Here is a 23,646-nt window from a genome sequence, read left to right as displayed (position 1 = left end):
CGTCGAATGCTTCACCGGCCCGACTCCGTTATGCCGGCACCGCGACCGCTTCGATGAGTGTGTCGATCACGTGATCCGACGTGACCCGGTCGGCATTCGCGTCGTACGACAGCATCATCCGGTGCCGCAATACACCGTGCGCCATGGCGCGGACGTCGTCGGGCGTCACGTGATCGCGGCCCTCGAACCAGGCATTCGTCCTGGCGGCGCGATCGAGGCCGATGCCGCCCCGAGGGCTGGATCCCACCTGAATCCATTTACCGAGCTGCTCGCCCAATTTATCCGGATGTCTTGTGGCGTTGACGAGGTCCACGATGTATCGGGCGACGGCGTCGGACACATGGATGCCGGTGATCTCGCGCCGGGCGGCCAAAATCGTGTCGGCGGAAATCCTTCCGTCTTCCTGTTTCTGACCGTGCGAACCTGGCTGGACCCCCGCGGATTCTTCGCTCCGCACCAATTGCAAGACGCCCATTTCGCTCTCCGGGTCGGGATAATCGATCAGCACCTTCATCAGGAACCGGTCGAGCTGCGCCTCCGGCAAGGGATAGGTGCCTTCCTGCTCGATGGGATTTTGCGTCGCCAACACCATGAACAGATCAGGCATCGTATGGGTCGTACCAGCGACGGTGATTTGCCGTTCCTCCATCGCTTCGAGCAGCGCGGCTTGCACCTTCGCCGGCGCGCGGTTGATCTCGTCGGCCAGAATGATGTTGCCGAAAATCGGCCCCTGCTGAAACTTGAACAGATTCTTGCCGCCTTCCTGATACAGGACTTCGGTCCCGGTAATGTCGGACGGCAGAAGATCCGGCGTGAACTGGATGCGGCTCATCGTGGCGTCCAGATTCCTTGCCAGGCTTTTAACGGCTCGTGTCTTCGCAAGACCGGGAAGGCCTTCGAGCAGGAGATGTCCGTTGGCCAGCAAGCCGACGAGGATCTGGCGGATGACGCCGCGCTGGCCGATGATCGACGACTCCATTTTGCGTTGAAGATCGGCGATGGCCTCGCGTGGCGTCATGTCCTGAGAATCCTCTGGACGGCTGTGAGGGTTGCCGCTCAATTAAAACTTAAAGCCAATGTCGAGCTTGAATGTCGTAAAACCTGGAATTCCCGTATTGGATAAGTCTATCCACTGTTGCCTGACCCCGCCACGAACCAAGAAGTACCGATTGATGTCCCAACGCAATCCGCCGCCGACTCCGTACGTCATGAAGGTGCCGGACTTCGTCGGTTGCGTCGTGCCGCAGATGTAGCCGAACCAAGGGTCCCAGTAGCAACCGGAAACGGGAGGTCCATCGGCGATATCCGTGTTGATATAGGTCCCAGCCAGACTTCCTTCGACATAGGGCGTGAGGGGACCTGAGAGCACGTTATACGTGAGCACGCCGCCGAACGTGTTCATCTGCAGATTTCCGCTGATGTTGCGAGCAGGCCCAGAATTGCCGGGAGCCGGTTGGACCACCGCCTGATAATCGGGCTGGCTCCAGGAAAAAAATCCGCCCAGATTCCAATGTTCGTTGAAATTGTAACCGATCTGCAGGCCGAACCCCCAGGTATCGTCTATCTTCGCCGTGGTGCCGCCCGTGAATCCAAGATTCTTGGTCAAGGTATATTGCGGCGACAGAAGGATTTCCCATTTCTTGCTTCGGAGCGAATCGTCCGCCACCGATTCCGTGACCATGCCCGGAAGAATCGAAACGCCGACACATAAGGCAAGTACCCACAAGACCGCCAGGCCACTCTGAGGCCAGGCTTGATCTCTGCTTATGTCATGTCGATGGTTCATAGACTGCTCCTCAAAGGGATGCGCACCTATGGTTTCAGTTCCACAGTGACGTTCCTACCCTACCGACCATCTCATCTGGGTAGCATCAAGTTCCATCTCCCGATGTACTGCCGACACATTGAGTGTCGCAGCGCAACTACGATCACAGGTCTATACCGGCGCGCTCAGCTTCGGCGCCATTCGGTCGGCCACTTTCTTCAGGCGAAGACTCAACACGATGAGGAGCAGGCCGAACGCGACCGAATAACCTCCGATGATCCAGGCCACCGCGAGCGCTCCCGCTCCCGGACTTGCGATCATGAGTACGCCGAACAGCACGGACAGCGCGCCCGACGTCCCCAGTATCCACTCGTTGTCGATTTCCTTCCTCAGACGGATTGCGGCGGCAATCTGAGCGATACCGATCAACAAGGCCCAGAAGGCGATGAACATGAGCAGCGCGAGCGCCGTCATTTCTGGCCAGAGAAACGTCGCAATCCCCGCTGCGACGCCCAGTAAACCGATGAGAACGAGCGGCCAGACCGGCGTGCTTCCCTCCCGCCCTCGATAGGCCGCCACCAACGCGCAGATCCCGTCTATCAATGCATACGCACCGAAAAACAACGCCAGGACAACGAGGGTGACTCCGGGCCAGGCAAATGCCAGGACGCCGAAAATCACCGCCGCGACTCCCCGCAACGCAATCCAGCCCCAATTCCTGCTCAGTTGGTCCAACATACGAAAGGCGATCATCTGTTGTTCCTCCCGATTCGGAAGTTTATTTCACGGGCTGCGCCTCCGGAAAGACCCAGCCGCCGCTCAGGATCTCGGGCTGCGGGCGATAGAGACGGACGGTATAGTTCCATCCCCGCATGATCGGCAGACAATTGGCGATTTTCCCGTTGCACCCGCCGAACTGCACCGTCACCGAGCCGTCGATCCGCTTTTTCGCCGTGATGCTGTTCAATGAATAGGTGTCGTACCTGTTCGCTTCCAGATAGCCCTTCGCGTTGTACACCGTGATCGACCAGAAGCCGTCGACCGGCACGTCGCGGAGGGTCAGCTTATAGACCTGGTTCCCGTCGTTTCGCTCTGGGGTCACGCCGAGGTAGGTCGCCTCAGTATCGGGATTCCCTCCCCATCCCACCGCGGACCCGATGAGATGCCGCAGCGGCGTCACCTGTTCCTTGGTGCCGAACATGTGCTTCGAATCCGACAACGTCGATCCCAATACGATCAAGGCTTCCCGGATCTTCTTCTGACTCTCCGGATCCCAACGTGGAACTTCAAATTTCCCGCTACCCGCTTGCTCGACCTTGATCGCGTCTTGCAGGGCATGGACCTCATCCAGGTCGTTGGGATCGGTCGGATCCACGAGCGCACGAACGGCCACCAGGACGTAGCGCGTGTCGATGTCCTCTCGGGTCAGGGCATAGCTCCCGGGTTTGTACGCGACCAGCGGCGTAAAGTGATCCTCCGTGATCACTTGCATGGACATGAATCTGCTTCCGGAGTCAGGCAGCGTGATCGCGACGGGGCCTGCGTCGAGGTCGAAGACGGCGGCCGAATACAGCGTGTCACGGTTCATGCGAACGATCGGCTGCTTGTTGACGGGGGTCACCTGGCGCGTATGCGAGAAACGGCCGAATCCCTTGTCCTTGACGACGTTGCCGAAATACAGATCCGACTCGGCCCGGATAAAATTGTCCATCGTCACGAGCAGCGGCTTGCCGGCAGGAGCCGGAGAAACAGACTTGGCGGGCGAACCGGACTTCGCGTGCGCGCCGACCGACATGACCATCACTATCGTCAATGCTCCGACAACCGCTTTCATCATGATGCGTTCCCTTCTGATTCAGATGCTGTATGCTGCGGCACCTCGCCGCAATTGATCATCCCGACGTCTCGTCTCGATTCAATCGATCGAATAAGGTTGCGCCCGTATCATGCTGACGGTCGCCGTCGCGGAAGCACCCGCATCGGTCAGCACGTAGGTGGAAAATCCTTTCTTGAGAAGCTCCGTGGTATTTCCGCTTCCCGCGAGCCCGACGTCTGCCACCTTCGCCGTCGCCTCCGCCTCCATGCCGGCATGCCACTTGCCGTCGGCAAGATCGCGCAGCTTGTGCACGTCCTGAAAGATCAGCACGACCTTCTCGGCGCGGCCGCCCCAGCCGGCTCCAAATTGCAGTTCGGGGATCCGTAGATACGATCGCGTGGCCGTCTCCTTGTCGAACACCACGCCCGCCCCTCCGCCGGCCCCGAACATGGGGACCTTCACGACGTCTTTTTCCGCCACGAGGTAACCGACGGAATCCCGCAATTCCTGCTCGGCCTTCGGATGTTCCTTGACCAATCGAGCCAGCGTCTCCTGCTCCAGGCTGTTAAAGTAAGCCAGTTTCTTCTCTTTACTCCCGACCAGGCCTCCGGCACATCCGACGGCCGTCACTATGACGAGAATCAGCGCAGACCGGATCGCGCTCTTCTTGATGATGGTCATCCGGCAACCAATCCTTCCTTAGTCATCTCTCGCTGGATCACGCGTACATCGGCCGGCCGTCTCCAAGGGTCACCCAACCGCGCACGATCCGATAGACGAACCACAGACCGACCACGCCCAGCGGGAGCCACGCGACGAGGATGCCGATCCCCAATGTCGCAACGACGAACGCCACGCAGAGCGAGACCCACAGCAGTCCGAACCAGAACGTGCGGATCTGCCATCGAAAGTGCGATTCGAGCCATGTTCCGCGCACCTCGCTCCGCTTGAGATAGTTCAATATCACGGCGATGATCGACGGCCAACCGGTCAGGAATGCGCCGACCAGCGTCGCCGTGCCGATGATCGCGGTGAGCAGGCTGAACGCGTGCAGGGCATACACGACCCTGGCCCAGGTGACGAGTGGGTCCACCGGACGATCTACGGATGTTTCAGTTGGTTGACTCGCCATGTGTGATGGCTCACATCAGGTTGTGAACCACGGCCATTCCGATCACCTGCTTCGGGACAAGCCGACGACTCAGCATCGTCGCCTACTTCGGCGACATCTTCTGCATGACCTCATCAAGGTTGAAACTCGCGGGTTTCTGACGGATTGGAAATTCTTTGAAACTCGCTAACCAACGCGCCACCACAGCTTGCGAGGGAACGACCGCGAACATTCTGTCCGCCGCCCACCGGCCATATTCAATGGACTCCGGTCCCCGTTCAAACGGGTCCGCTCGGATGTTGTAGAGAGTGGGGAAACGGAGGTTCGTGAATTCTCGCTTCCAGACGTTGAAACCCGTATGCTCCTGCTCCTTGAAGGCAATTTTCCAATTCTGAAATCGCAAGGCAAGTAGATCGCCGTCATCACTCCAGTAGAGGAATTCTTTGCGCGGCGACTCCTTCACCTCGCCCTTGAAGAACGGCACGAGATTATGCCCGTCGAGATGGACCTTAAACGACTTCTTTCCCGACTGGCAGCTTTTCTTGCAGCGTTCGACGACATCTGTGTCTCCGCCTGCCGCGGCGAACGTCGGGATGAGGTCCTCATGCGCGAACATGTCATTGTAGATAGTGTGCGGTTTGATCACTCCAGGCCAGCGAATGACCGTCGGTACTCGGAATCCGCCTTCCCAATTGGTGGCCTTCTCACCTTTGAATGGCGTACTGCCTCCGTCAGGCCAGGTCATGACCTCGGCGCCGTTGTCGGTGGTGTAGACCACGATGGTGTTGTCGGCGATCTTCAAATCGTCCAACTTCTTCAGTAACTGCCCGACGTGACCGTCGTGCTCAACCATGCCGTCCGGATACACGCCCAGTCCGGTCTTCCCCTCGCTGTCCTTCTTTAAATGCGTGAAGACATGCATGCGTGTGCTGTTGAAGTAGCAGAAGAAGGGTTTTCCCGCTTTATGCTGGCGGTCGATGAAGTCGAGCGCGGCGGCAAGAAACTCTTCGTCGGCCGTTTCCATCCGCTTGCGCGTCAAGGGGCCTGTATCTTCGATCTTTCCGTCGGCAAACGAATGGATGACACCGCGGGGCCCGAAGCGTTTCCGGAACTCGGGATTCTTCGGGTAATCCGGATTCTCCGGCTCCTCCTCGGCATTCAAATGGTACAAGTTGCCGAAGAACTCGTCGAAACCGTGATTCGTCGGCAAAAACTCGTCCTTGTCGCCCAAATGGTTTTTTCCGAACTGCCCGGTGGCATAACCCAGCGGCTTGAGAATCTCCGCCACGCTCGGATCCTCCGGGCGTAATCCAATATCCGCGCCAGGCAGCCCGACTTTCGTGAGACCAGTCCGAATCGGAGACTGGCCCGTGATGAACGCCGCCCGGCCGGCCGTGCAACTCTGCTGGCCATACCAGTCCGTGAACATGGCGCCCTCATGGCCGATCCGGTCGATGTTCGGCGTCTGATATCCCATGATCCCGCGATGATAGATGCTTGGATTGAACCAGCCGATGTCGTCGCCCATGATCACGAGAATGTTGGGCTTCTTGTCTGCCGCATGAGCTTCCTGGCACATCGCCCCGGCACTGAAGAAGACCATCGCCAGGCCCATCAGGAACAGCATCCGTTTCATGATCCCTCCTACACGCAGTAATCGGCTCGTTACCGGCCTGACACGTTGTCGATCCTGTCACATCACGGATGAGATGAACCCGCCGGCCGGGATGGCCAGCAGCGGACAGGGTGTTCGCCGGAGAATCCGTTCGCTATGGCTCCCGCGCAAGGCGTCCAGAAATCCGTTTCGTCCGTCAGTGGTCATGACGATCAGGTCGGCCTTGACCTCGGCCGCCGTCTCGACGATGACGTCGATGACCTCGCCCTGTTTGGTCAGCACGTTCGACGTCCATCCGGGCAAGTCCGGAACGCTCACGGCCGGCATGGTGGTCTTGTCTCCGACGTGCACGAGATTGAATACGCCCTTGGGAATGTTCATGCGGCGGGCCAGACGGACGGCGGCTTGAATAGCCGGCTGCGGCGGCGGAACGGTCGCGACGGGGATCAGGATGCTGTTCAACGAGATGGAGCCGTCTTTGAGCGACACGAATCCGTTCAGTCCCTTCGGAATGAACAAGGTCATCAGGCGGGTCTTGCGCGCGATCGGCTCGGCCACCGACTTGCTGAGCCACTGAAATTGCTCCTTGCTTTGATCGGTCGCCAGCACGATCAAGTCCGCGTTGTGGCTCTTCAAATAGGCGGTCACGGATTCCACCGGATCGTCATGCCGCGCTTGAATCTTCTTGACGCCGATGCCCAGTTTCGCGACGTCGGACGTCGAGCTGTTCCTGGGCAAAAGTCCCCACCGCTCCAACGTCGCCCTGACGCCTGGGAATTCCGTCCAGTCGGAGTTTTCCTTCGTCGATACGTGAAGAATGGTGAGATCGGCCTGAGCGACGAGCGCGGCCTTCAGCGCGTGCGCAAAAGCCGTTTCGCTGGCGGGGGTAAAATCGGATGGATGAAACACCTGTTGCAGAATCGCCACGTCATTGGAATCCGCTGCTGGCATGTTCCCTCCTCGTTTCAAACCACCGATGAATCACATTGACCGATTGGTTCGTCCCGTCCTTCACCGACACGTGATGGGCCATGAAAACAGTGCCCCCTCCCCTGCTGAGAGGGAAGGGGGCACCGGCGTACTCACCGCTGTGTTCGAACTAGTACACCAGCGGAATCTGTTGAGCCATCTCAAACTTGATCAGTGAACGGATCTTGGTCTCCATCTGAATGTACCGCGCGACCTTCGTGGCCGGAATGACCTTTTCCAGCTTGTCCGCATAGGTGCGCTTCAGCTTGGTTTCCTGCTCCTCGACCGACAGGGCCTCATTGAGCAGCTTCTTGGCCGTATCGTTCGAAATCGTTCCCTTGTTGAACGCCTCGGCATATTCCATGATCGTCTTGCCGAGCTGCTGGTTCACCCCTTCCAAGTCCTTTTGATACGACTCGTACACCGGCCAGAACTGCTTGGCTTCCGCATCCGTGAGCTCCATGTTGCTCGCGACCAACAGCTTCTTGTCCGCCTTGAGCTTCTGCTTCAAGATCTCCATATTCGTGTCCGATTGTGCGTCCGCCGCAAACACCGGAACGGCCATCAACATGGCTCCAGCCAACACCACCGACATCACTTTGTACATGAGGGAATCCTTTCTGAAATGGGAGTTATGGAACGGTGGGCCGGAACGAACAGCACGTTGATTTCCGTACGTCATCGGGCCGGCATCACGTTAAACGAGGCACTTATTTATCACACTCTTATCACTTTGACCAAGTGGCAGAAACTGTCAAAATTGACAGGGGGCCCAAGGGGGGAAAGCTCCACATCCCAATACTTAAATCACAAAACCCAAGCACTAGCACCCAACAGTCACGGCCAAACCCGAAATTCGAAATCCGAAATCCGAAATTCGAAACCACAAGAAATGCGGCTTTGGGACTTTTGGTTTCGTATTTCGTGCTTCGAGTTTTCCTGCCGATCCCTATGACCCTTCCCGGCATCCCATGACCAGATTCTTCATTTTTCCCGCGACATCGGTGATCGTACCTTTAGCCTGGTCCCAAGGAGACGGATCGACCCGATACACCGGAGCCTTTGCAGTGCCGCTGATGCGCACCGCGAACGGCAGCGCGGCAAACCCATCCGGCAGGAGTAGGATAGCCGACATGCAGGGAATCTTGAGGTTTCGCCGGAACGAGGGGCCGATCTTCACAAAGATCAGTCCGTCGAGCGCGCCGTCCGACCCGAGCTTTCCGCTGCCTTCCAGCGACGACACACTCCCGGTCGCCACGATCCGATCCATGAACACATTCCCGGTCTCCCAACGCATGTCTCCTCGAAACTCTGAAAATCCCATTCGATTGAACTCTTCCACGTGGGTTTCCTTGGCGAGAAAACTGGCGAGCGGTATCCGCGTAAACTGTCCGCCCGTCACGGTGAAACTGAGCGATCCCTTCGCCGGATCTCCCTGCTGCGTCCCGCTCGGAGTTCCGGTTCCGGACGTTTGAAACGATCCGATGCCGGTCAAGCGCGCCGTCTCTCCCGGTTCGAGCGCTTTCAACAGAGTCTCGATATTCAGGGCTTCGCCCTTGCCGATCCATTCGAAACGCCCAGCCCCTTCTCGTCCGGTCAACGCCAGCGACCCTTCGACTTTGCCGTCGGCCATTCCGGTCGGTTCGACCACCAAGTCGATCCGCTCTTCGATTCCCTTCACGGTCAACCGGCCCGGGCCGATCGTCATCCCGCCGTAGGAGACGGAACCGATCGAAAGCACGCCGTCAAGATGGGTGAATGGAGCCTCCGGCTTCGGACCGGACGTCGTCGCGCCGGCTCCTCCTTCGGAGTGAGTCGGCGCGCCTGACGCGGAATCCTGTTTGGAAAGCAGCGCGCCATACCATCCCCCATCCAACGAAGCAATTTTTCCTTCGAATTCCGCTTCCCTGACCCGCCCGAAATTGAAGTACCCTCTTGCCGACGCGTGATCCGCCGTGCCGTTGGGCCGGTCCGATGCCAGGGTCAACTTTGAGACGGTCACCGACCGATCGTGCCAGGTCACGTCCTGCCCGAGTCGAACCGTGGCTTCGACCGGCCCCCCGTCTTTTCGAGACACCCTCGCCGGGCCAATGGTTTCCTGTCCATTCACAGTCACTGCTCCACTCTTCCTGTCCATGATCACGTTCAGATCGGCGTTCAGTGGAAGCGGACCGGCAAGACGCCCGGGCAATACTCCATAGAGGTCGATGAGGGGTCCGCAGTCCAGTTGTTTGGTGACAAGCCTGGCCGTCGCCTCGGATTCCGACGCGGCGATCGGCCATCGTCCCCAGACCGACATGGAACCGGCCCCCTTTGCTGCATGTCTGAATGTCAGAACCAGCGGCTTCAACTCAACGGCCGTCCTGGGTCCATTGACCTCCACCGTCCCGCGCGCGTCGACGTCGTAGGTCAGAATATGTCGTGGAAGCGGTGTGAAGCGAAGACTTCGCGAGCGAATGCCGATCCGCAACGACACGGGAGCCTCGCCGCCTTGACTGGACGCCCGCACGTCTGCCGTAACGGATCCGCCTGTCACAGACTTGAGTCGAAGCTTATCCAGCAGACCCAGGCGGAGCAGAAGCCCCGGCATGTCCTGCGCACCGAACCGCATGCTGAGATCCATGGTCCCGTCGGACAGGTCGGCCGTGCCGCTGAGGCGGGCGTCCGCCACGGCTGCCGCCCCGTCGAACGTGCGCAGGCTCCATGTCGCCAGTTCGACGAAGGACGAGTCCTTGACTGTGGCTTCGATTCGGTTACGAAGCGTAAGAGGCTTGGCGATCCGCAGGGGGCCGGCGTCGAGGGTCACACCCTCGAAATCGAACGTCCCCGAGACGGCCAGTGGCTCCGCCTCTCCCCACCAACGGATCGTCAGCCGTGAATCGACGAACCCGGTCTTGATCTGGTCAAGAACCGCCAGCTTCAGGAATTCGAGCCGAGGCCTCACATCTTCGACGTCCAACCGGTGGATTTCGATCCCCAACGTGGCCAACGGATTGTCTCCCCGTGCGGCCGGCCGCGTCCGTCCCGTGCGATTCAAGGCCATCTGGATCGGATGGTCCAGGACGGCCGTAAGGACCGGACGTGATTGTTGAAACGTGTGGAGGACGGCCTTGTCGATATGGAGCACCTGTCCTGTCCGATCGATGCGCCCCATCTGCTTCACCACCAAGTCCGCCGGATGAGTCGGGTGAACCCTATTCGGAAGGTACAAACTGATCTGCCGGCCTTGGAGGTCCATGTCCCACCTGATCCATGCTCCGGTGACCGAGGCTTGCGCGGTCCCGTTGAAGTGCCCTCGATTGAACCCCGCGGTCGTCCATCGGGCCAACACGGGGTTGAGCGCGCCGGCGTGCAGATCGTTCAACGCCAGGGAGCCGTGCAGATCGAGCTCCGTTCCCTGTGAGGCCAGATCAACCATGCCCGACAACTTCAGCATCCCCGTGGATCGTTCTCCCAAGACCGATGCCGTGGTCGTAAACGAGGAAATCTTCAGTTTGGTGAACTCGATCAGGGTGCCGCGGCCGACGTGCTTGAAGGTCACCGGCGGAGCGAGTTGCACCCCGTCGGAGGCTGCCATGACGACATCCGTGACTGTCAGGTTGAGGGCGAGATCCACTGCCTTCCCGCTGCGGCGTCCGGAGGCCGTCATGAAGCCTCCCACCCGTCCCTCCTGCAAGCCATCCAATCCTTTCCAGCGAAACACTCCGAACCACTGGCGCAGGTCGGCCACGCTCAAATCATTGATCCTGAGAGCCCAGTCGGCTTGAGCGGCATTCCCCGGTTCCGGATCCTCTTGCTCGGCCTGACCCGCGCCGAGCCTGAACGTCAGGGTCCGCGTCAGTTCTCCCGCCAGCCAAACCTTGTATTGATCCGCCGCATGCACATCAAAGATCTCCAATGCCAGGTTCATCGAATCACTGTCGAACGTCCCGGTCTGGGCAAGATCGATGTCTAATGGAGGCGTGACGGCCTCATCGAAGACGACCTGCAGCTTCTCTCCCGCGAAGACCGAGCGAACGGCATACCGTGCCCCCACGGCATGGACGTCCACATACCCGCCGACGTGCGCGGCACGAAGGCGAATGGCCTGCTGTTCGTCCACCAGCAGATTGAGCGCCTGCTCCGTGACTTCCTGAATCCGCAAGCCGAGATCCGTCTCCGCCTGCCGTCCCGCACCGGTTCTCCGCAGCGTCGCGGACGCATCGACAAGGCGGTTCTCTCCCAGCCTGACCGTAAAGACGGATTCGGCTTGCAGCGCCGCGTCAACGAGATCGTAGCTCCCGGTCGTCCGCTGATCGACCGAGAGAATCCCCGCCGCGATTCCGCTTGCGTTCAAAGGCGAATCCCGAACGATCAGTTCATTGACCGCGTCCCACTGGAGCCGCCCGCCGCCGGCATCCTGACGGAGCGATCCGGTCACGACCACCCGGCCCGCCCAACGATTTCCATTCGCCTGACGCCGAAGCATCAACTCCCCTTGCGCATCGATGGTACCGTTTCGTTTGAATCCCACGTCCTTCACGGTGGCGTCGAGGTCCGTCACGGTAAAATCCTGATCGTGCGTTTTGACGAACAGGGCGCAGGCCTCCATATGACCGCGGCGTATGACCACACGAAGAAACGGATTGTCCGTAGAGGATGCCACGTCCGGAGGCGTTCCGTTCGGCTCCGGTGACACGACGAGTCCGATTTCCCCGTGATCGATCCTGATGTCGTCGAGAACCACCGCCCCCTCGCGAAGAGACGCCAAGGCCCCCAAGCTGAACTGAAGCCGGCCGACGTTCACGACCAGGCCTATTTCAGGCTCGCGGTACGACACCCCCGTGACGTCGAGCGTGGCCGGCAGCGTCAGCGATCCGTTCTCCGCCTCGAGGTCGCCCTGGAGCAGCGCATTCGTCAGCGGGACGATCACGTGCCTGAAGGCATGGGACGTCTGCAGGTACAAGAGGAAAAGGATCAGGGAGAGGCCGAATCCCAACAGGACGTAGCCGACGGTACGGACGCTCGGATGGCGGAAGGTGGAACGGGCCCCGGTCATAGCAGAAAGCACTCTACGGCACGGCGTGCCGGAGGCGCAACAATTGAGGGGTCTGCCGTTTCAATAATGGTAGGAGAATCCGGCGACGATGTGGTTGATGGAGTATGTGCCTTGAAAGCCCGTCAGCGGCCCGGTGCCGGACACGAAATCAAAGGTCGCCCGGTTGTACTTGTACTCGGTGAAAATGCCGATGCGTTCGGTCAGATAGTAGCGCAACCCGCCCAACACGTTCAGGCCCGGCACAAAATTGTCACGGGCGGTAAAGTTGCTGTTTTGAAGATAGGTCCAATTGATACCCAGACCGATTCCGACGTAGGGCTGCAGCCGGCAAAACTCCTTCTCATACCGCATCTCGATTCGACGAGTCACCTGCTCCGTATGGTCCGTCGTCGTGGTGCAGGAGAACTGCCCTCGGAAGATCGCATTCACCGCCAGGGTCGTGACGCGCATGTAACTGCCCGGCGCGGCACCCTGCTGCTGAATGTTGGGCGTGGTATTGAAGGCCTCGAGTTCCACTCCAAACCAGCTCAGTTCATCGGAGAAGAATCCTCCGGCCTTGGCGCCATAGACCCCGGAGTCGGCGAGGTTGCGATTGCCGAAGCTATCCCCGGCCAGATTCCCGATGCCGTCGGTATTGAATTTTCCCCCGAACGTATAACCGCCGAATGCGGCAATATACCCCTCGGTCGGCTTCACGAGAACCCGCTCGCTATAGGTTTCCGGTTCAGGCGCAACCGCCTGTTCGGACGGTTTGATTCGCCCCTGGTCGGCGGGGGCCGGAGGAGACTGCGCCGAGACGGCCGCCGGCAGCATGACCGACCAGACCAATCCAACTATCGCCAGCACTCCGCACCCTGCCGCAGTGTTCCATCGTAACCAACGTTCGGTCATAGTCGTCTCCTGAACAATTACCTCTTCTCTCGCTTGCTCATGCTTCGCGCGTTATGGCCGCCGCTTCGATCACTTGGCAGCCTCTGTGCGGGGAGGATACTGCTCGAATGCCCGCGCGATCGCCCGGTCTGCCTGATCGAGCCTTCCGGTCGAGGTCTCCTCCAGATGCGTATTCATCGTCGCCCGCCACATCAACTCCTGTTTGACCGGATCCACCAGGTCCACGATCAGCGTACCCTCTTCATAGGGATAGGTGGTTTGGCCGCCGCCGTACCTCGCCCCCCAGCCGTAGCCGGTGCGCCAGGCCTTCTGAATTTTTTCATGGACCGCCACGGCATAATACACCGTGAGATCCGGCTGCTGCTCCACTCGAACGCGATGCACGTCCCTGTTCGTCAATTCACGCGACAAGGCCGACTCGATCCGGTCGCGAGCGGCAGCGTCGTTGTCGAGGCCGCTTTCCTCGGCGACCGGCCGCTCGGCGAAGGCGAAGGTCTTGAAGCGTGAAAAATCGGCGGCAGGATCGTGTTCCGTCCTGACGTCGATGGACGTGCAGGCTGCGAGGCCGAAAAGCAGACACGCCAGCGAACCCGCCATCGCGTGGTGGTCGGCGATCATTCGGTTCTCGTAAACTCTCCGTGAAAGCGGTCGCCCGTCTGCCGGTTGGCCGCCACGATGAAAAGGAGCGGCTTGCCCTTCTTGTCGTGGAGGGTGCCGGTAATGGTTCGGAGATCCGAGCCTCCCTCCAAACGACCGTCACGAACCTCCACATTGCCGGTGCCGAGGACCATATCGGACGCGGTTTGACCGACGAAGAGATAGGTGCCGTTCTCGCGAATCATCAGCTTGACCTCACCGGCCGGCACCACGCGGCGCTCCTTCATCACGACGCCTTGCCATTCACCGACGACGGTGTTGAGGTTCTGTATGGGGACCAGCGGCCATTTCGATTCATAATGAGCCGGCTTGCTGGAACATCCGACCAGTGCGGCCAGCATGAGCAGGCTCGCCAGGATCGGGTGTGACCTCGGCACGGTACGGCGTTGATCCATATACACTCCCTTCTTTCAGGGTTCGCTTAATCGGCGCGTCTCACGACACCGGACGCCTCTTCGGCGGCCGTTCCGAGTTTCTGTTGCGCCAGTTCGATCGTGATGCGCTGGATCTTTCCCGTGAACGCGTTGTCTCCAGCCTTGTAGTCTTCCGACACGGGCGTTCCGTCGTCCATGCCAACGTCGGCCCCTTCGTCGGCCGAAAATACACAACATTGCGTATGGTCGATCCGACCCTGGGCCACCGGCTTGCCATTCACAAGCAGCCGGCCCGTTCCCCCCTTACCCGGTCCGCCGCCGTCATAGTCGAATTCATACCGGACGGTCGCCGTTCCTGCCGCCAGCGGCTCCGGCGATGACACGGTAAAGCGCTGCAGTCCGACGAAATTATAGGTATAGGTCGGCTTGCCGTCCTTCATATAGAGGCTCCAGCCGCCGAATCTCCCGGCCTGGGCAAGCAGGACGCCGTCGGCCCCGCCTTCCGGAATTTCGACCGAAGCCGTGATGGAATGCGATCGGTTCTTCGTGTTGATGAAGACATTTTCCGACATGCCCTTCATGCCCTCATAGACGGTCAAGCTCGTGCGGCCCGCCATCAGATCCGGTCTTCCGGCCGTGGCGGGGTTGAGACGTTCGAGCAAACGATCGTCGATCGGGAGGACTCGGTACTTGACGGCTTCTTTCAGAAAGAGGTCTTGCAGTTGTTTCAGCTTGGCCGGATTCTTGCCGGCCAGATCGTTGACCAGGCTGAAATCCGTGCGCGCGTCATACAGTTCCCACTTGTCGTCGACAAGCGTCCGGCGCGGCTCATATTCCCAAGGAGCCCGATGCACGGTGCCGGCGAGCCACCCATCCGCGTAGATACCGCGATTGCCCATGATCTCGAAATACTGGACGTGGTGGCGCCCTTTTGCGTTCGCATCCTCAAAGGAATACACCATGCTGACGCCCTCAATCGGCTCTTGTTTGCTTCCATTGACCACCTTTGGTTCCGGTAGCTTCGCCGCTTCCAGGACCGTCGGTGTGACATCGATGACGTGATGGAACTGGCTCCGCAGTTCGCCTCTGGAACTGATGCCCTTCGGCCAATGAATCACCAGGCCGTTGCGGGTCCCGCCGAAATTGGAGGCGACTTGCTTGGTCCACGCGAACGGCGTGTCTCCCGCCACCGCCCATCCAGCCGCCATGTGGTTATAGGACATCGGCCCGCCGAGTTCGTCGAAATGTTGGAGGATGCTCTCGACGGATTCCGGAACATGGTTGAAATACGTGTATTCGTTGAAGAGACCATTCGGGCCGCCTTCGGCGCTCGTACCGTTATCACCGAGGATGTAGAAGATCAACGTATCGTTCATCTGCCCGGTCTCTTCCAGAGCCCGAAGCAGGCGGCCAATCTCGCTGTCCGTATATTCGCCGAATCCCGCAAAGATTTCCATCTGGCGGGTGAACAGTTTCCTCTCGTCCGCCGTCAGCTTGTCCCAGTCTTTGATGGCCTCCGGTTTGGGCGCAAGTGCGGTACCTTCCGGCACCACCCCGAGCTTGATCTGACGGGCCAGCGTCTCTTCACGGAAGCGGTCCCACCCGCCGTCGAATTGCCCCTTGTACTTCGCAATCCACTCCTTCGGAACGTGGTGAGGCGCGTGCGTCGCTCCCGGCGCAAAGTAGATAAAGAACGGCTTGTCAGGCGTCAGCGATTTCTGTGACCGCATCCAATGAATCGCCTGATTCGTCATGTCGTTCATGAAGTGATAGTTGGAGTCCTGGGGCAGTTCCACTTGCGTCAGCCCGTCATACACCAGCGGAGACCATTGATTGGTTTCGCCGCCGATGAATCCATAGAACTTGTCGAAACCGGACCGAGTGGGCCACCGATCGGTCGGACCGGATGGACTCACCTCCCACGTAGCGGTCTCGTGGTTCTTGCCGAAGAAGCCCGTGCTGTACCCGTTCAGCCGCAGCATTTCGGCCAGCGGCGCCACTTCGTTCGGACGCTGTCCGGTGTTGCCCGGAAACGCCGTCGCGATCTCGGTGATGCCGCCCATGTTGTTCATGTGATGGTTGCGGCCGCTGAGCAATGCCGTGCGGGTCGGGGAACAGAGGGCCGTGGTATGAAAATGGTTGTAACGCAGTCCGTTGGCGGCCAGCCGTTCGGCCGTCGGCATACGAATGGGCCCGCCGAAGACACTGGACATGCCGAATCCCAAGTCGTCGATGAGCAGGATGAGCACATTGGGGGCTCCGCGAGGAGCGCTGATTTCAAAGCGAGGGGGCGCGGCCACGTTTCTGGCGTCGAGCGCGGTAATGGCCGGCAGCTTCGGTTGCCGGATCGGCAACACCGTGCGGTCCAGCCTCTCTGCGGCCGGGACGTTCTCGGCCCCGACCATCATCAATACGCCTATCGCATAAATACAGGCCCGACCGCACGCTGTCCATCGACTCATCAGCGTCTTCTCCCGGTTAGGTTAGATTGTTCCCGGACCATGGGTGCATCCGAGTCGTTTCGTCCGTCATCGTCCAGGGCCGCGCCGTCATTTCATACGGACCAACAGGTCTTCCAATGCCTTGTCGGCAAAATCCAGACGAATGATTCCATCGCGCGGATAATCCAGATCGATGATGAGAAAGATCGTCGCGGTCATCACGAATGCGAACGCAAGCAGGTGAAGTCCCACCTGACGCGTCTGGATACCGGCAATGACATATCCGGCCAACAGTGAGCACACGAGGCTCAGTAGTAAGAGCATGGCCATGATCAGCTTCGGAGTATGCGACAGGGCAGCGATGGTCCGGCTGGTCGTAATTTCGATCAGGTCGTTCAGGGGAGACAGGACGAAGTCCACAAATTCCGGGTCCACCGCTTCCAGGGCGGCCACCGTCCCGCTCCACATGTCCTGCTGGAGTGCAGCCACCTTGGCCATCTCGGCATTCGACATGTCGAGGTCCGACCCCCGATAGGCGCCGAGTCTCGCCTTCACATATTGCCGGTACTGCTCGCGTAGAGCCGGCTGCTTGGAGGCAGGAAGGAGATCCAATCGTAAATAGGCGGTGCCGATATTGTTGGCTTCATCCACCACAAGCTGCCGCCGCATTTCGTATCGATCGGCGGCCCCTGAGAATGTAAAGGCGATCATCAAACCCATCAAGCCGAAAATGGCCGCTTCCACGGCCGTCAGCCGTAGGAGCGTCGAGTCCGTGTCCTCAGACCGGTCCCGGCGGCCGAGACGCTGTCCGATCACGAGCGCGATCATCATGCCGGCAAAGAGGCCGACGAGCAGCAGCTCCGTGCTCGCGTTATAACTCATGACACCCGACGCGTTCGTCTCGCCGTTTCCTCCCGCGATAAATCAACTCGACGTGTTCTCCGTTCACGCCGCGCCCGCCCCCTTGCCCCAAATGAAGCTCACCTGAAAGAAATTGATGTAGGTTCCCGGGAATTGTCCGACCACGGCCCCGGCCAGGGGACCTCGATTCTGATTCACGGGCAAGTCGCCGCCGTAGGCCAGTTCATAGCTGAACGCCACATTCAGCTTGGGATTGGCCTGCCATTCGGCGCCCAGCCCGAACCGGAATTGCTGCCCGATCGGAAGGGTCACGGTGCGGTCCTGGTCCTTGAGCATCGAACTGTCCCAGGCGAATCCGCTGTTGAGCAGCCAGGCCTCCGCGAGCCGATAGCGGTTTCCCAGCGCCACGTGGAAGGTGTCTTGATAATTGATGGCGGTGGTGAGGCTCGGCGTGGCGTTGCCCCCGGTGACGCCGACGTCCACCTTGCCGAACTGGCTCCAGTCCTGCCAGCCGAAGTCCAGCATCATCGCCCAGCGATCCGTGAACTCATGATACGAACTCACCATGACCGATTGCGGCACGGTCATCCCAAGATCGAGCGTGCGGTTCAATAGGCCGTTGTTCTGCAATGCCGTGCCCAACGGACCGGTCAGATTGGTAAAGGTAGGCGTGGCACCGAAGTTCAGCTTGATCTGGGAATAATACGTGACGCCGAACCTGGTGCCTGTTCGAGGCTCAAAGAGTATCCCGACGTTGCCGCCGGCCCCGACGGTCGTGTCCGTCATTTGCATGTTTCCGTCAGGAACATTAAGAAACGCTCGATTGTTCACGGCAGCGCTGTAGTTCAGATAGCCGATCATGACGTTGGCCGCGGCCCCGATGGAGAACTTGTCATTGATGCGATAGCTGAGGCCCGGCATTATGCTGATCCCAATCAGCGTGTTTTCCTGCGCGTAGTAGCGGCCGACCCATCCGGAGTTGTAGCTCATACCGAGCCCGAAATTCGAGAAGACGCCGAGTCCCACCTTCACGTCCTCGCCCAAGCCGTGAACGTAGAACAGGCTCATGCTCGGCAGTACGCCGACCGGATTGCCGCCGCTGTTCCCGTCCACTGTCGTTCCGGCCGAGGGACTGAAGCCGATGCCGGCCTGCAACAGCTGCGCGCCGGCCTGAAACTGATTCCCCGTCAGCCGGCTCATGCCGGCGGGGTTCTTGAGCAACGTGGCGGGATCCTGTGCGCGGGCAGCCCATCCGGCACTGGCCAGACCGACGTCGGCCGTCGCTATCTCGTAGAGAGACAACCCACCGGCCCACGTCTCCGACTCGGACAACAGGACAACCAGACACACGACACGTGCCACGCAGGACACAGCATGTCGATACTTTGCCATCATGACTCCCAGTCCCTTTTCATGATCCCTCTTACAAGCGCTTCGCCACTCAATGGGGCAGCGCCGCCATCTGCTACTTCGGCTGGGCCTCCGCTCCAACCGGCTGCGATTCCGACGTCCGCTCCGACGGCGCCGGAATATCCGGTGCTTTGATATCCTTCATCAACCGCTGAAACTCCTTGTCGTTTCGAATCAGCTTCGCGGCCGTCGTCACCAGTCGGTCGATCTGGTCGTCCGTCAAATACAACGTCGTGGGAATTTTCATCATGGAAATGCGCTCGTCCGGATCCTCGATCTCATTTAGACTGGCGTTGATGAAATAAATGTCGGCGTCTTCGGCAAAAGGCCCCCCCGGAGGACGCGGTTTGAGTTGGAGTTCCGTCCGCCATTTTTCCACGCCCATCTTGATGAGCGTCGTGGTATCGAAAGAGTACCGGTTGATCGGAATGTCGACCAATGAGCTCATGGCCTTGGAAATGACCGGAACATGATCGCTGCGGAATTCCATCACATCCGGAGACGTCTCGGCATTCACGGTCAAAATGACAAATTTCTTGATGTTCTTCACGCCCGCCGCAACCAACAGCTTTTCAAACCCTCCCTGCAAGCCGCTGTTTTCGATGATGCCACGCAGCGCAAGATTGTCCGACAGACCGCCATCGAGCAGGTGGATGTACGGACGTTTCTTGACGTCTGTGTAAGAGAGCAACTCGTTGGCTCGTTGACCTCCAATTTTGCCCCGACGCTTCGCCTCTTCCAACCATGCCGGCACCTCATACTTGCAGTTGTTCGCATAGTTCTTCAGCGAGATCGGACTCAGAACGAGGGGAAGCGCAGCCGAGGCGGCGGAAGCATCGGCAATGGGCAGCTGGCTGAGATCGGAACAGATAATATCGAACTGGAATTGCGTGAATTCAAACCGCGCCAACGTGGCCATATCGGACGCATGGATGATCAGCATCGGCCGTTGATGCAGCGCGGCCAGATCCGCATAGGTCTTGTGATCGAACAGCGCTTCATTCAAAAGTTCCGACATCAGGTGGGCGCGGCCGAAATAGGGCGACCAGAGCCGGATCCAGTTGCTGGGCGATTTGAAGACCCGCGCCTTGAGTTCGTTCTCCCAATTCTTTCGCAAGAACCGGTACTCAAAATCGTGAAAAATCCGGTCCCGGTACAGCGCATAGTATCCACCCGTGAACGTTCCGCCGGACAGGGCATGAATAAGATCGAGCTCGTCGAGGAGACGCTTCCTCTTGCCTTCCCAAACAATCTCCTGCAGGGCCAGCTCGCGCAGGGCGCCGAATGCCAACGTAGAAGCACGCGTACCTCCCCCGGAAAACGCGGCGACGAACAGGAAACTATCGCTGTTGTCGGACTCCGGCGGCGCGACGTTGGTGAAGCGATACCCGCCAGTCGGATTCCACGTCTCCAACGGTTGATTCAACGTCGGCCGGACGTATTCGCACCCGGCAAACGACAGCAGAAGCAGCACCGCGAACCACGGCGACTTTCCGATTCTCCATTGCATCATTCCAACCTCTTCCTATGAAATCCGCGATCTTTTTGCCATGAAACCCAGGACGTCGAAACTGTCAAAATTAACAGGTACCAGCCAGGACACGGACGATTCGGTCCTCATGCTTTGGCCTGCGCATAGTGCGGCGAACCTTCCGGCGGATACGCCAGCGTACTTTTCAAGGCGGCAATCTTGTCGGACGGAAAGTCCGGTAGATACAGCTCCCGCTTCGACTTCCAGTCCTTGACGGCGGCGGTAACCGCCTTGGCCCGCTCCTCGTCGAACGGCTTCCCCGGAAGTGAATATTGCACCTCTGAGGGAAATGCGAAGTCCGACCCGGCCGCCGCGATGACGTCCATGATCCGCAGATTCAGGTCTTCGGCAATCTCCAGGGACTCGGTATAGTTCGTCACTCCGATGTATGCAAAGACGTCGATGTCGAGCGAATAGGCGCCGAATCCCTTGAAACGAACATGGAGCGGTTCCGAGACGATCTTTGGATGCGCATAGAGCATCTTGCGCACCTCGATCAGGATGTACCGAATTTGATCCGGCGTGGTTTCGTACCGCAGCTGGAGAGTCGGGTGATACCAAAACCGGTCGCGCTCCGAATAATTATCCAGATGGAGATTGGCAAATTCGGCATTGGCGACGGTGATGACCGTACGGTCCAGTGTTCTGATGCGGGTGGCCCGCAGGCCGATTTCCTCGATCGTCCCCACCTTGTCGCCGAACCGGCAGAAGTCTCCGACCTTCACCGGCCGGGACGTAAACAGCGTCAGCGCACCGAAGATATTCTCCAACGTCTTTTGCGAAGCCAGCGCCACGGCGACACCGCTGATGCTGAGGCCGGCAAGCAGCGTCGTGACCTTGTATCCCGCGTTGTCCAGCCAGAGGAGGATCGCGCCGGCAAGCGCGAGGACCTTAATCAATCTGGCCACAGGCACGAGCAGGACGCGTGACCCGCTGAGTCCCTGGTGGTCGAGATTGATCCCGATGCGATGCGCAGCGAAGTCGACGAAGCGAAGGAGAAACCAGGCCAGCGCGATCACCTGGACGGTACGGGCCTGCCCGAGCGCGCGGACCGCCACTGATGGCCCGATCAGACCGATCGCTTCGCGTCCGAGAACCGTCCAGACGAGAAGGGTGAACGGGCCCCTGAAATACTGAGTGAATTGTTGCGCCAGGTCGGCCCGCACTGCACCCAGCAGGGAAACCAGCAGCCAGGTCACAAGACGGGCGACCGGGATCAACAGGATGCTGATCACGACCGCCACGGCCCAGACCACGAGATGGACGCCCAAGATTGAGACGTCGAACAACCAGGCGGGCAACACATGCTCCAGCGGGCCGTACCCGAACTGCTGATAGAGCATTGGGATTTCCGCTACCGTCAGACTTGAAAATTTCCAGATATAGACGCCGTCGCCGCGTGGCACCCGCTGCATGAGCAAGTCGTACGTTTTGCCCTCAATGGACAGCCCCCCAATCCGCTCCCGCACCACGGGAAGATTGTCGTTGGACTCTCCCTCCGGATTGGCGCTGAGCGTCTCCACATCGATCCAGAGCGTCCGGTCCAAGACGATTTTCAGTTCACGCGCGAGCTCAGGCCCCTGGCTTTCGCTCAAGCCCGTCGGCAGATTCCGAAGGTCCAAAAACTCCGCGGCCCGCGTATAGTTCCGCTCCCCTGCCGCCTTCAAATACCCCTGGACACTGGACCGCGGCGTCCCACGTCCCAGTGCATCGTCCGGCATCCCGGCTGCGACTTCTGGCCCGGCATTGGCATTGGCCTTGGCCTTTCGTTCCATGAGTTCTTTGAAGGTCGGTTGTGCCGTCTCCGATTCGGCCATGACGGGCTCCATCCTGACCACGCTGACCAGGACGACCACGCTGCCGATCACAGCCAGAGGCATCACACCTTTCAGCCAGTTCATAAGATCCTCCTTCCGCGCACCGCGTTGCGATGTCGCCGAATTCGCACGAACTCGTTCTCATGCACTGTCATAGCGTTCGATGGAGCGATCCGTCGGTGGCCGCGTGGCTGCAGATTCTCAGCCCGCCTCCGTCGGACATCCGCGCTGCCTCGTTTGTCATACCGATGTGCCATCGGCAACCGTCCGTGATTAGGGCACTTCGATGTATGCGCAGCAGCGGATGAAGAACCTTTGAAAAAGAAATAGAATGAAGAACGACGGGCCGGAGTTCAGCGGATCGGTGTCCTGAAGGACACGGGTTCATCGAGAATCAGGCGTTGTCCAGCCTAGAAGGCATAAAGCGTGGCATACACGTAGGCCAGGTTGTAACTGAAATTCACGGTGAATCCTTTGTCTCCATCTCCTCTTAGGCCGGCGATCAATCGGTCATATGCGGCCCCCATCGCAAAATGCTTGAAGAGCCGATACTCCAGACCACCGTAGAATTCGAACATCGATCCCGAATAGGAGTTGATGGACAAATAGAAGAAATCGAACCGACTCTGAAACTGGAGCTTCTTGGTAATGTCGTAATTCGCGACGAGACCGACCGAAGGAAGGGGAAGCGTGATCTGTTCATTGACCAGCGCCGTATTTCTCGTCACACCGTTGATCGTCCCCTGAGCTGCAAAGTTGAAGTTGGTCTTCATCATGTACAATCCGGGAGAGAATGCGAGCTCCGCTTTGTCGGTCCGATAGAAGGAATAGTTGTAGAGCAACCGGTAGGTATTGAAGCTCAAGCCGGTCTGCGTCGTCGCGCCGGCAGACACGGCGTTATCACCGATCTGAATGTCCTGGGTGAGAGCCTTGTTGCCGCTCAATCCGACTCGATACCAGGAGACGCCGACGGCATGCCGGTCATTGAACCGATAGAGCCCATCGATTCTGAACGCGTCGGTACTGCTGTTTCCACCGAGTGTGTTGGTGAAATCCACGGCGGCCCCAAGACCCAACACGGGACCCGCGACAGACGCATTGGCCGTCGCTCCGAATACATAGGCCCAGCCGCCGCGGATCATCAGCTTGTCGGAAAACGGGGCGTCGGGGGAGGTTTCTTCGGCCAACACGGGAGAGCCATATCCTGACAGAAGAATGATCAGCGCCAAGATATATACCATTGTGCGGAAATACCGATCCATGACAGCCGCCCAGGAAACCAACAAAACTCTGCTCGTTATAGCCAGCTTCAGCATCCCCGTCAATGCCGGTGATGGTAACCGGCACGGC

Annotated in this window: 19 protein-coding genes; all 19 read right to left on the bottom strand. The window is 59.2% G+C overall.

Annotated elements, in window-relative coordinates:
* Positions 1–28: 28 nt before the first annotated feature.
* Positions 29–1,018 carry an AAA family ATPase gene (locus tag NSJP_RS13270; protein ID WP_080887356.1) on the bottom strand — a complete coding sequence of 330 codons (990 nt, stop codon included), beginning with the start codon at positions 1,016–1,018 and terminating at the stop codon, positions 29–31.
* 42 nt (positions 1,019–1,060) lie between these two features.
* Positions 1,061–1,786, bottom strand: coding sequence for an outer membrane protein (locus NSJP_RS13265; protein ID WP_080887355.1), 726 nt, complete (start codon positions 1,784–1,786; stop codon positions 1,061–1,063).
* Positions 1,787–1,936: 150 nt separating this feature from the next.
* A complete protein-coding gene (locus tag NSJP_RS13260) occupies positions 1,937–2,518 on the bottom strand; it encodes an HdeD family acid-resistance protein (protein ID WP_080887354.1) in 582 nt (193 codons plus the stop codon).
* A gap of 25 nt (positions 2,519–2,543) precedes the next feature.
* A complete protein-coding gene (locus NSJP_RS13255) occupies positions 2,544–3,599 on the bottom strand; it encodes a DUF1254 domain-containing protein (protein ID WP_080888597.1) in 1,056 nt (351 codons plus the stop codon).
* A gap of 81 nt (positions 3,600–3,680) precedes the next feature.
* On the bottom strand, positions 3,681–4,262 hold the full coding sequence (locus NSJP_RS13250; protein WP_080887353.1) for a lipid-binding SYLF domain-containing protein: 582 nt from the start codon (positions 4,260–4,262) through the stop codon (positions 3,681–3,683).
* A gap of 37 nt (positions 4,263–4,299) precedes the next feature.
* Positions 4,300–4,713, bottom strand: coding sequence for a DUF4870 family protein (locus NSJP_RS13245; RefSeq protein ID WP_080887352.1), 414 nt, complete (start codon positions 4,711–4,713; stop codon positions 4,300–4,302).
* A gap of 82 nt (positions 4,714–4,795) precedes the next feature.
* Positions 4,796–6,328 (bottom strand): arylsulfatase, encoded by a 1,533-nt coding sequence (locus NSJP_RS13240; protein WP_080887351.1) that lies wholly within the window; start codon positions 6,326–6,328, stop codon positions 4,796–4,798.
* A gap of 57 nt (positions 6,329–6,385) precedes the next feature.
* Entirely contained in the window at positions 6,386–7,258 is an 873-nt protein-coding gene (locus NSJP_RS13235; RefSeq protein WP_080887350.1) for a universal stress protein, read from the bottom strand.
* A gap of 148 nt (positions 7,259–7,406) precedes the next feature.
* A complete protein-coding gene (locus tag NSJP_RS13230) occupies positions 7,407–7,883 on the bottom strand; it encodes a hypothetical protein (protein WP_080887349.1) in 477 nt (158 codons plus the stop codon).
* A 342-nt stretch (positions 7,884–8,225) separates the two neighbouring features.
* Positions 8,226–12,314, bottom strand: coding sequence for a hypothetical protein (locus NSJP_RS13225; RefSeq protein WP_080887348.1), 4,089 nt, complete (start codon positions 12,312–12,314; stop codon positions 8,226–8,228).
* A gap of 60 nt (positions 12,315–12,374) precedes the next feature.
* Positions 12,375–13,205 carry a hypothetical protein gene (locus NSJP_RS13220; RefSeq protein ID WP_080887347.1) on the bottom strand — a complete coding sequence of 277 codons (831 nt, stop codon included), beginning with the start codon at positions 13,203–13,205 and terminating at the stop codon, positions 12,375–12,377.
* A 69-nt stretch (positions 13,206–13,274) separates the two neighbouring features.
* The gene (locus tag NSJP_RS13215; protein ID WP_080887346.1) at positions 13,275–13,823 is read right to left on the bottom strand and encodes a DUF4136 domain-containing protein; all 549 of its coding nucleotides are present in this window, start codon (positions 13,821–13,823) and stop codon (positions 13,275–13,277) included.
* The gene (locus NSJP_RS13210; protein ID WP_080887345.1) at positions 13,820–14,257 is read right to left on the bottom strand and encodes a hypothetical protein; all 438 of its coding nucleotides are present in this window, start codon (positions 14,255–14,257) and stop codon (positions 13,820–13,822) included. The genes NSJP_RS13215 and NSJP_RS13210 overlap by 4 nt, the downstream gene beginning before the upstream one ends.
* A gap of 26 nt (positions 14,258–14,283) precedes the next feature.
* Positions 14,284–16,644 carry an arylsulfatase gene (locus tag NSJP_RS13205; protein WP_407938657.1) on the bottom strand — a complete coding sequence of 787 codons (2,361 nt, stop codon included), beginning with the start codon at positions 16,642–16,644 and terminating at the stop codon, positions 14,284–14,286.
* Positions 16,645–16,785: 141 nt separating this feature from the next.
* The gene (locus NSJP_RS13200; protein ID WP_080887343.1) at positions 16,786–17,559 is read right to left on the bottom strand and encodes a bestrophin-like domain; all 774 of its coding nucleotides are present in this window, start codon (positions 17,557–17,559) and stop codon (positions 16,786–16,788) included.
* 63 nt (positions 17,560–17,622) lie between these two features.
* Positions 17,623–18,900, bottom strand: coding sequence for an OmpP1/FadL family transporter (locus NSJP_RS13195; protein ID WP_172834335.1), 1,278 nt, complete (start codon positions 18,898–18,900; stop codon positions 17,623–17,625).
* A gap of 103 nt (positions 18,901–19,003) precedes the next feature.
* A complete protein-coding gene (locus NSJP_RS13190) occupies positions 19,004–20,461 on the bottom strand; it encodes a patatin-like phospholipase family protein (protein WP_080887341.1) in 1,458 nt (485 codons plus the stop codon).
* Between the two features lie 104 nt (positions 20,462–20,565).
* Complete coding sequence (locus NSJP_RS13185; RefSeq protein WP_080887340.1) at positions 20,566–22,380, bottom strand: mechanosensitive ion channel family protein; 1,815 nt, start codon at positions 22,378–22,380, stop codon at positions 20,566–20,568.
* A 326-nt stretch (positions 22,381–22,706) separates the two neighbouring features.
* Positions 22,707–23,558, bottom strand: coding sequence for a DUF481 domain-containing protein (locus tag NSJP_RS13180; protein WP_080887339.1), 852 nt, complete (start codon positions 23,556–23,558; stop codon positions 22,707–22,709).
* Positions 23,559–23,646: the final 88 nt, after the last annotated feature.

It is taken from the genome of Nitrospira japonica (genome assembly GCF_900169565.1).
In the GTDB taxonomy this organism is placed as follows: Bacteria; Nitrospirota; Nitrospiria; order Nitrospirales; family Nitrospiraceae; genus Nitrospira_C; species Nitrospira_C japonica_A.
This window is presented reverse-complemented; position numbering and strand designations above follow the sequence as displayed.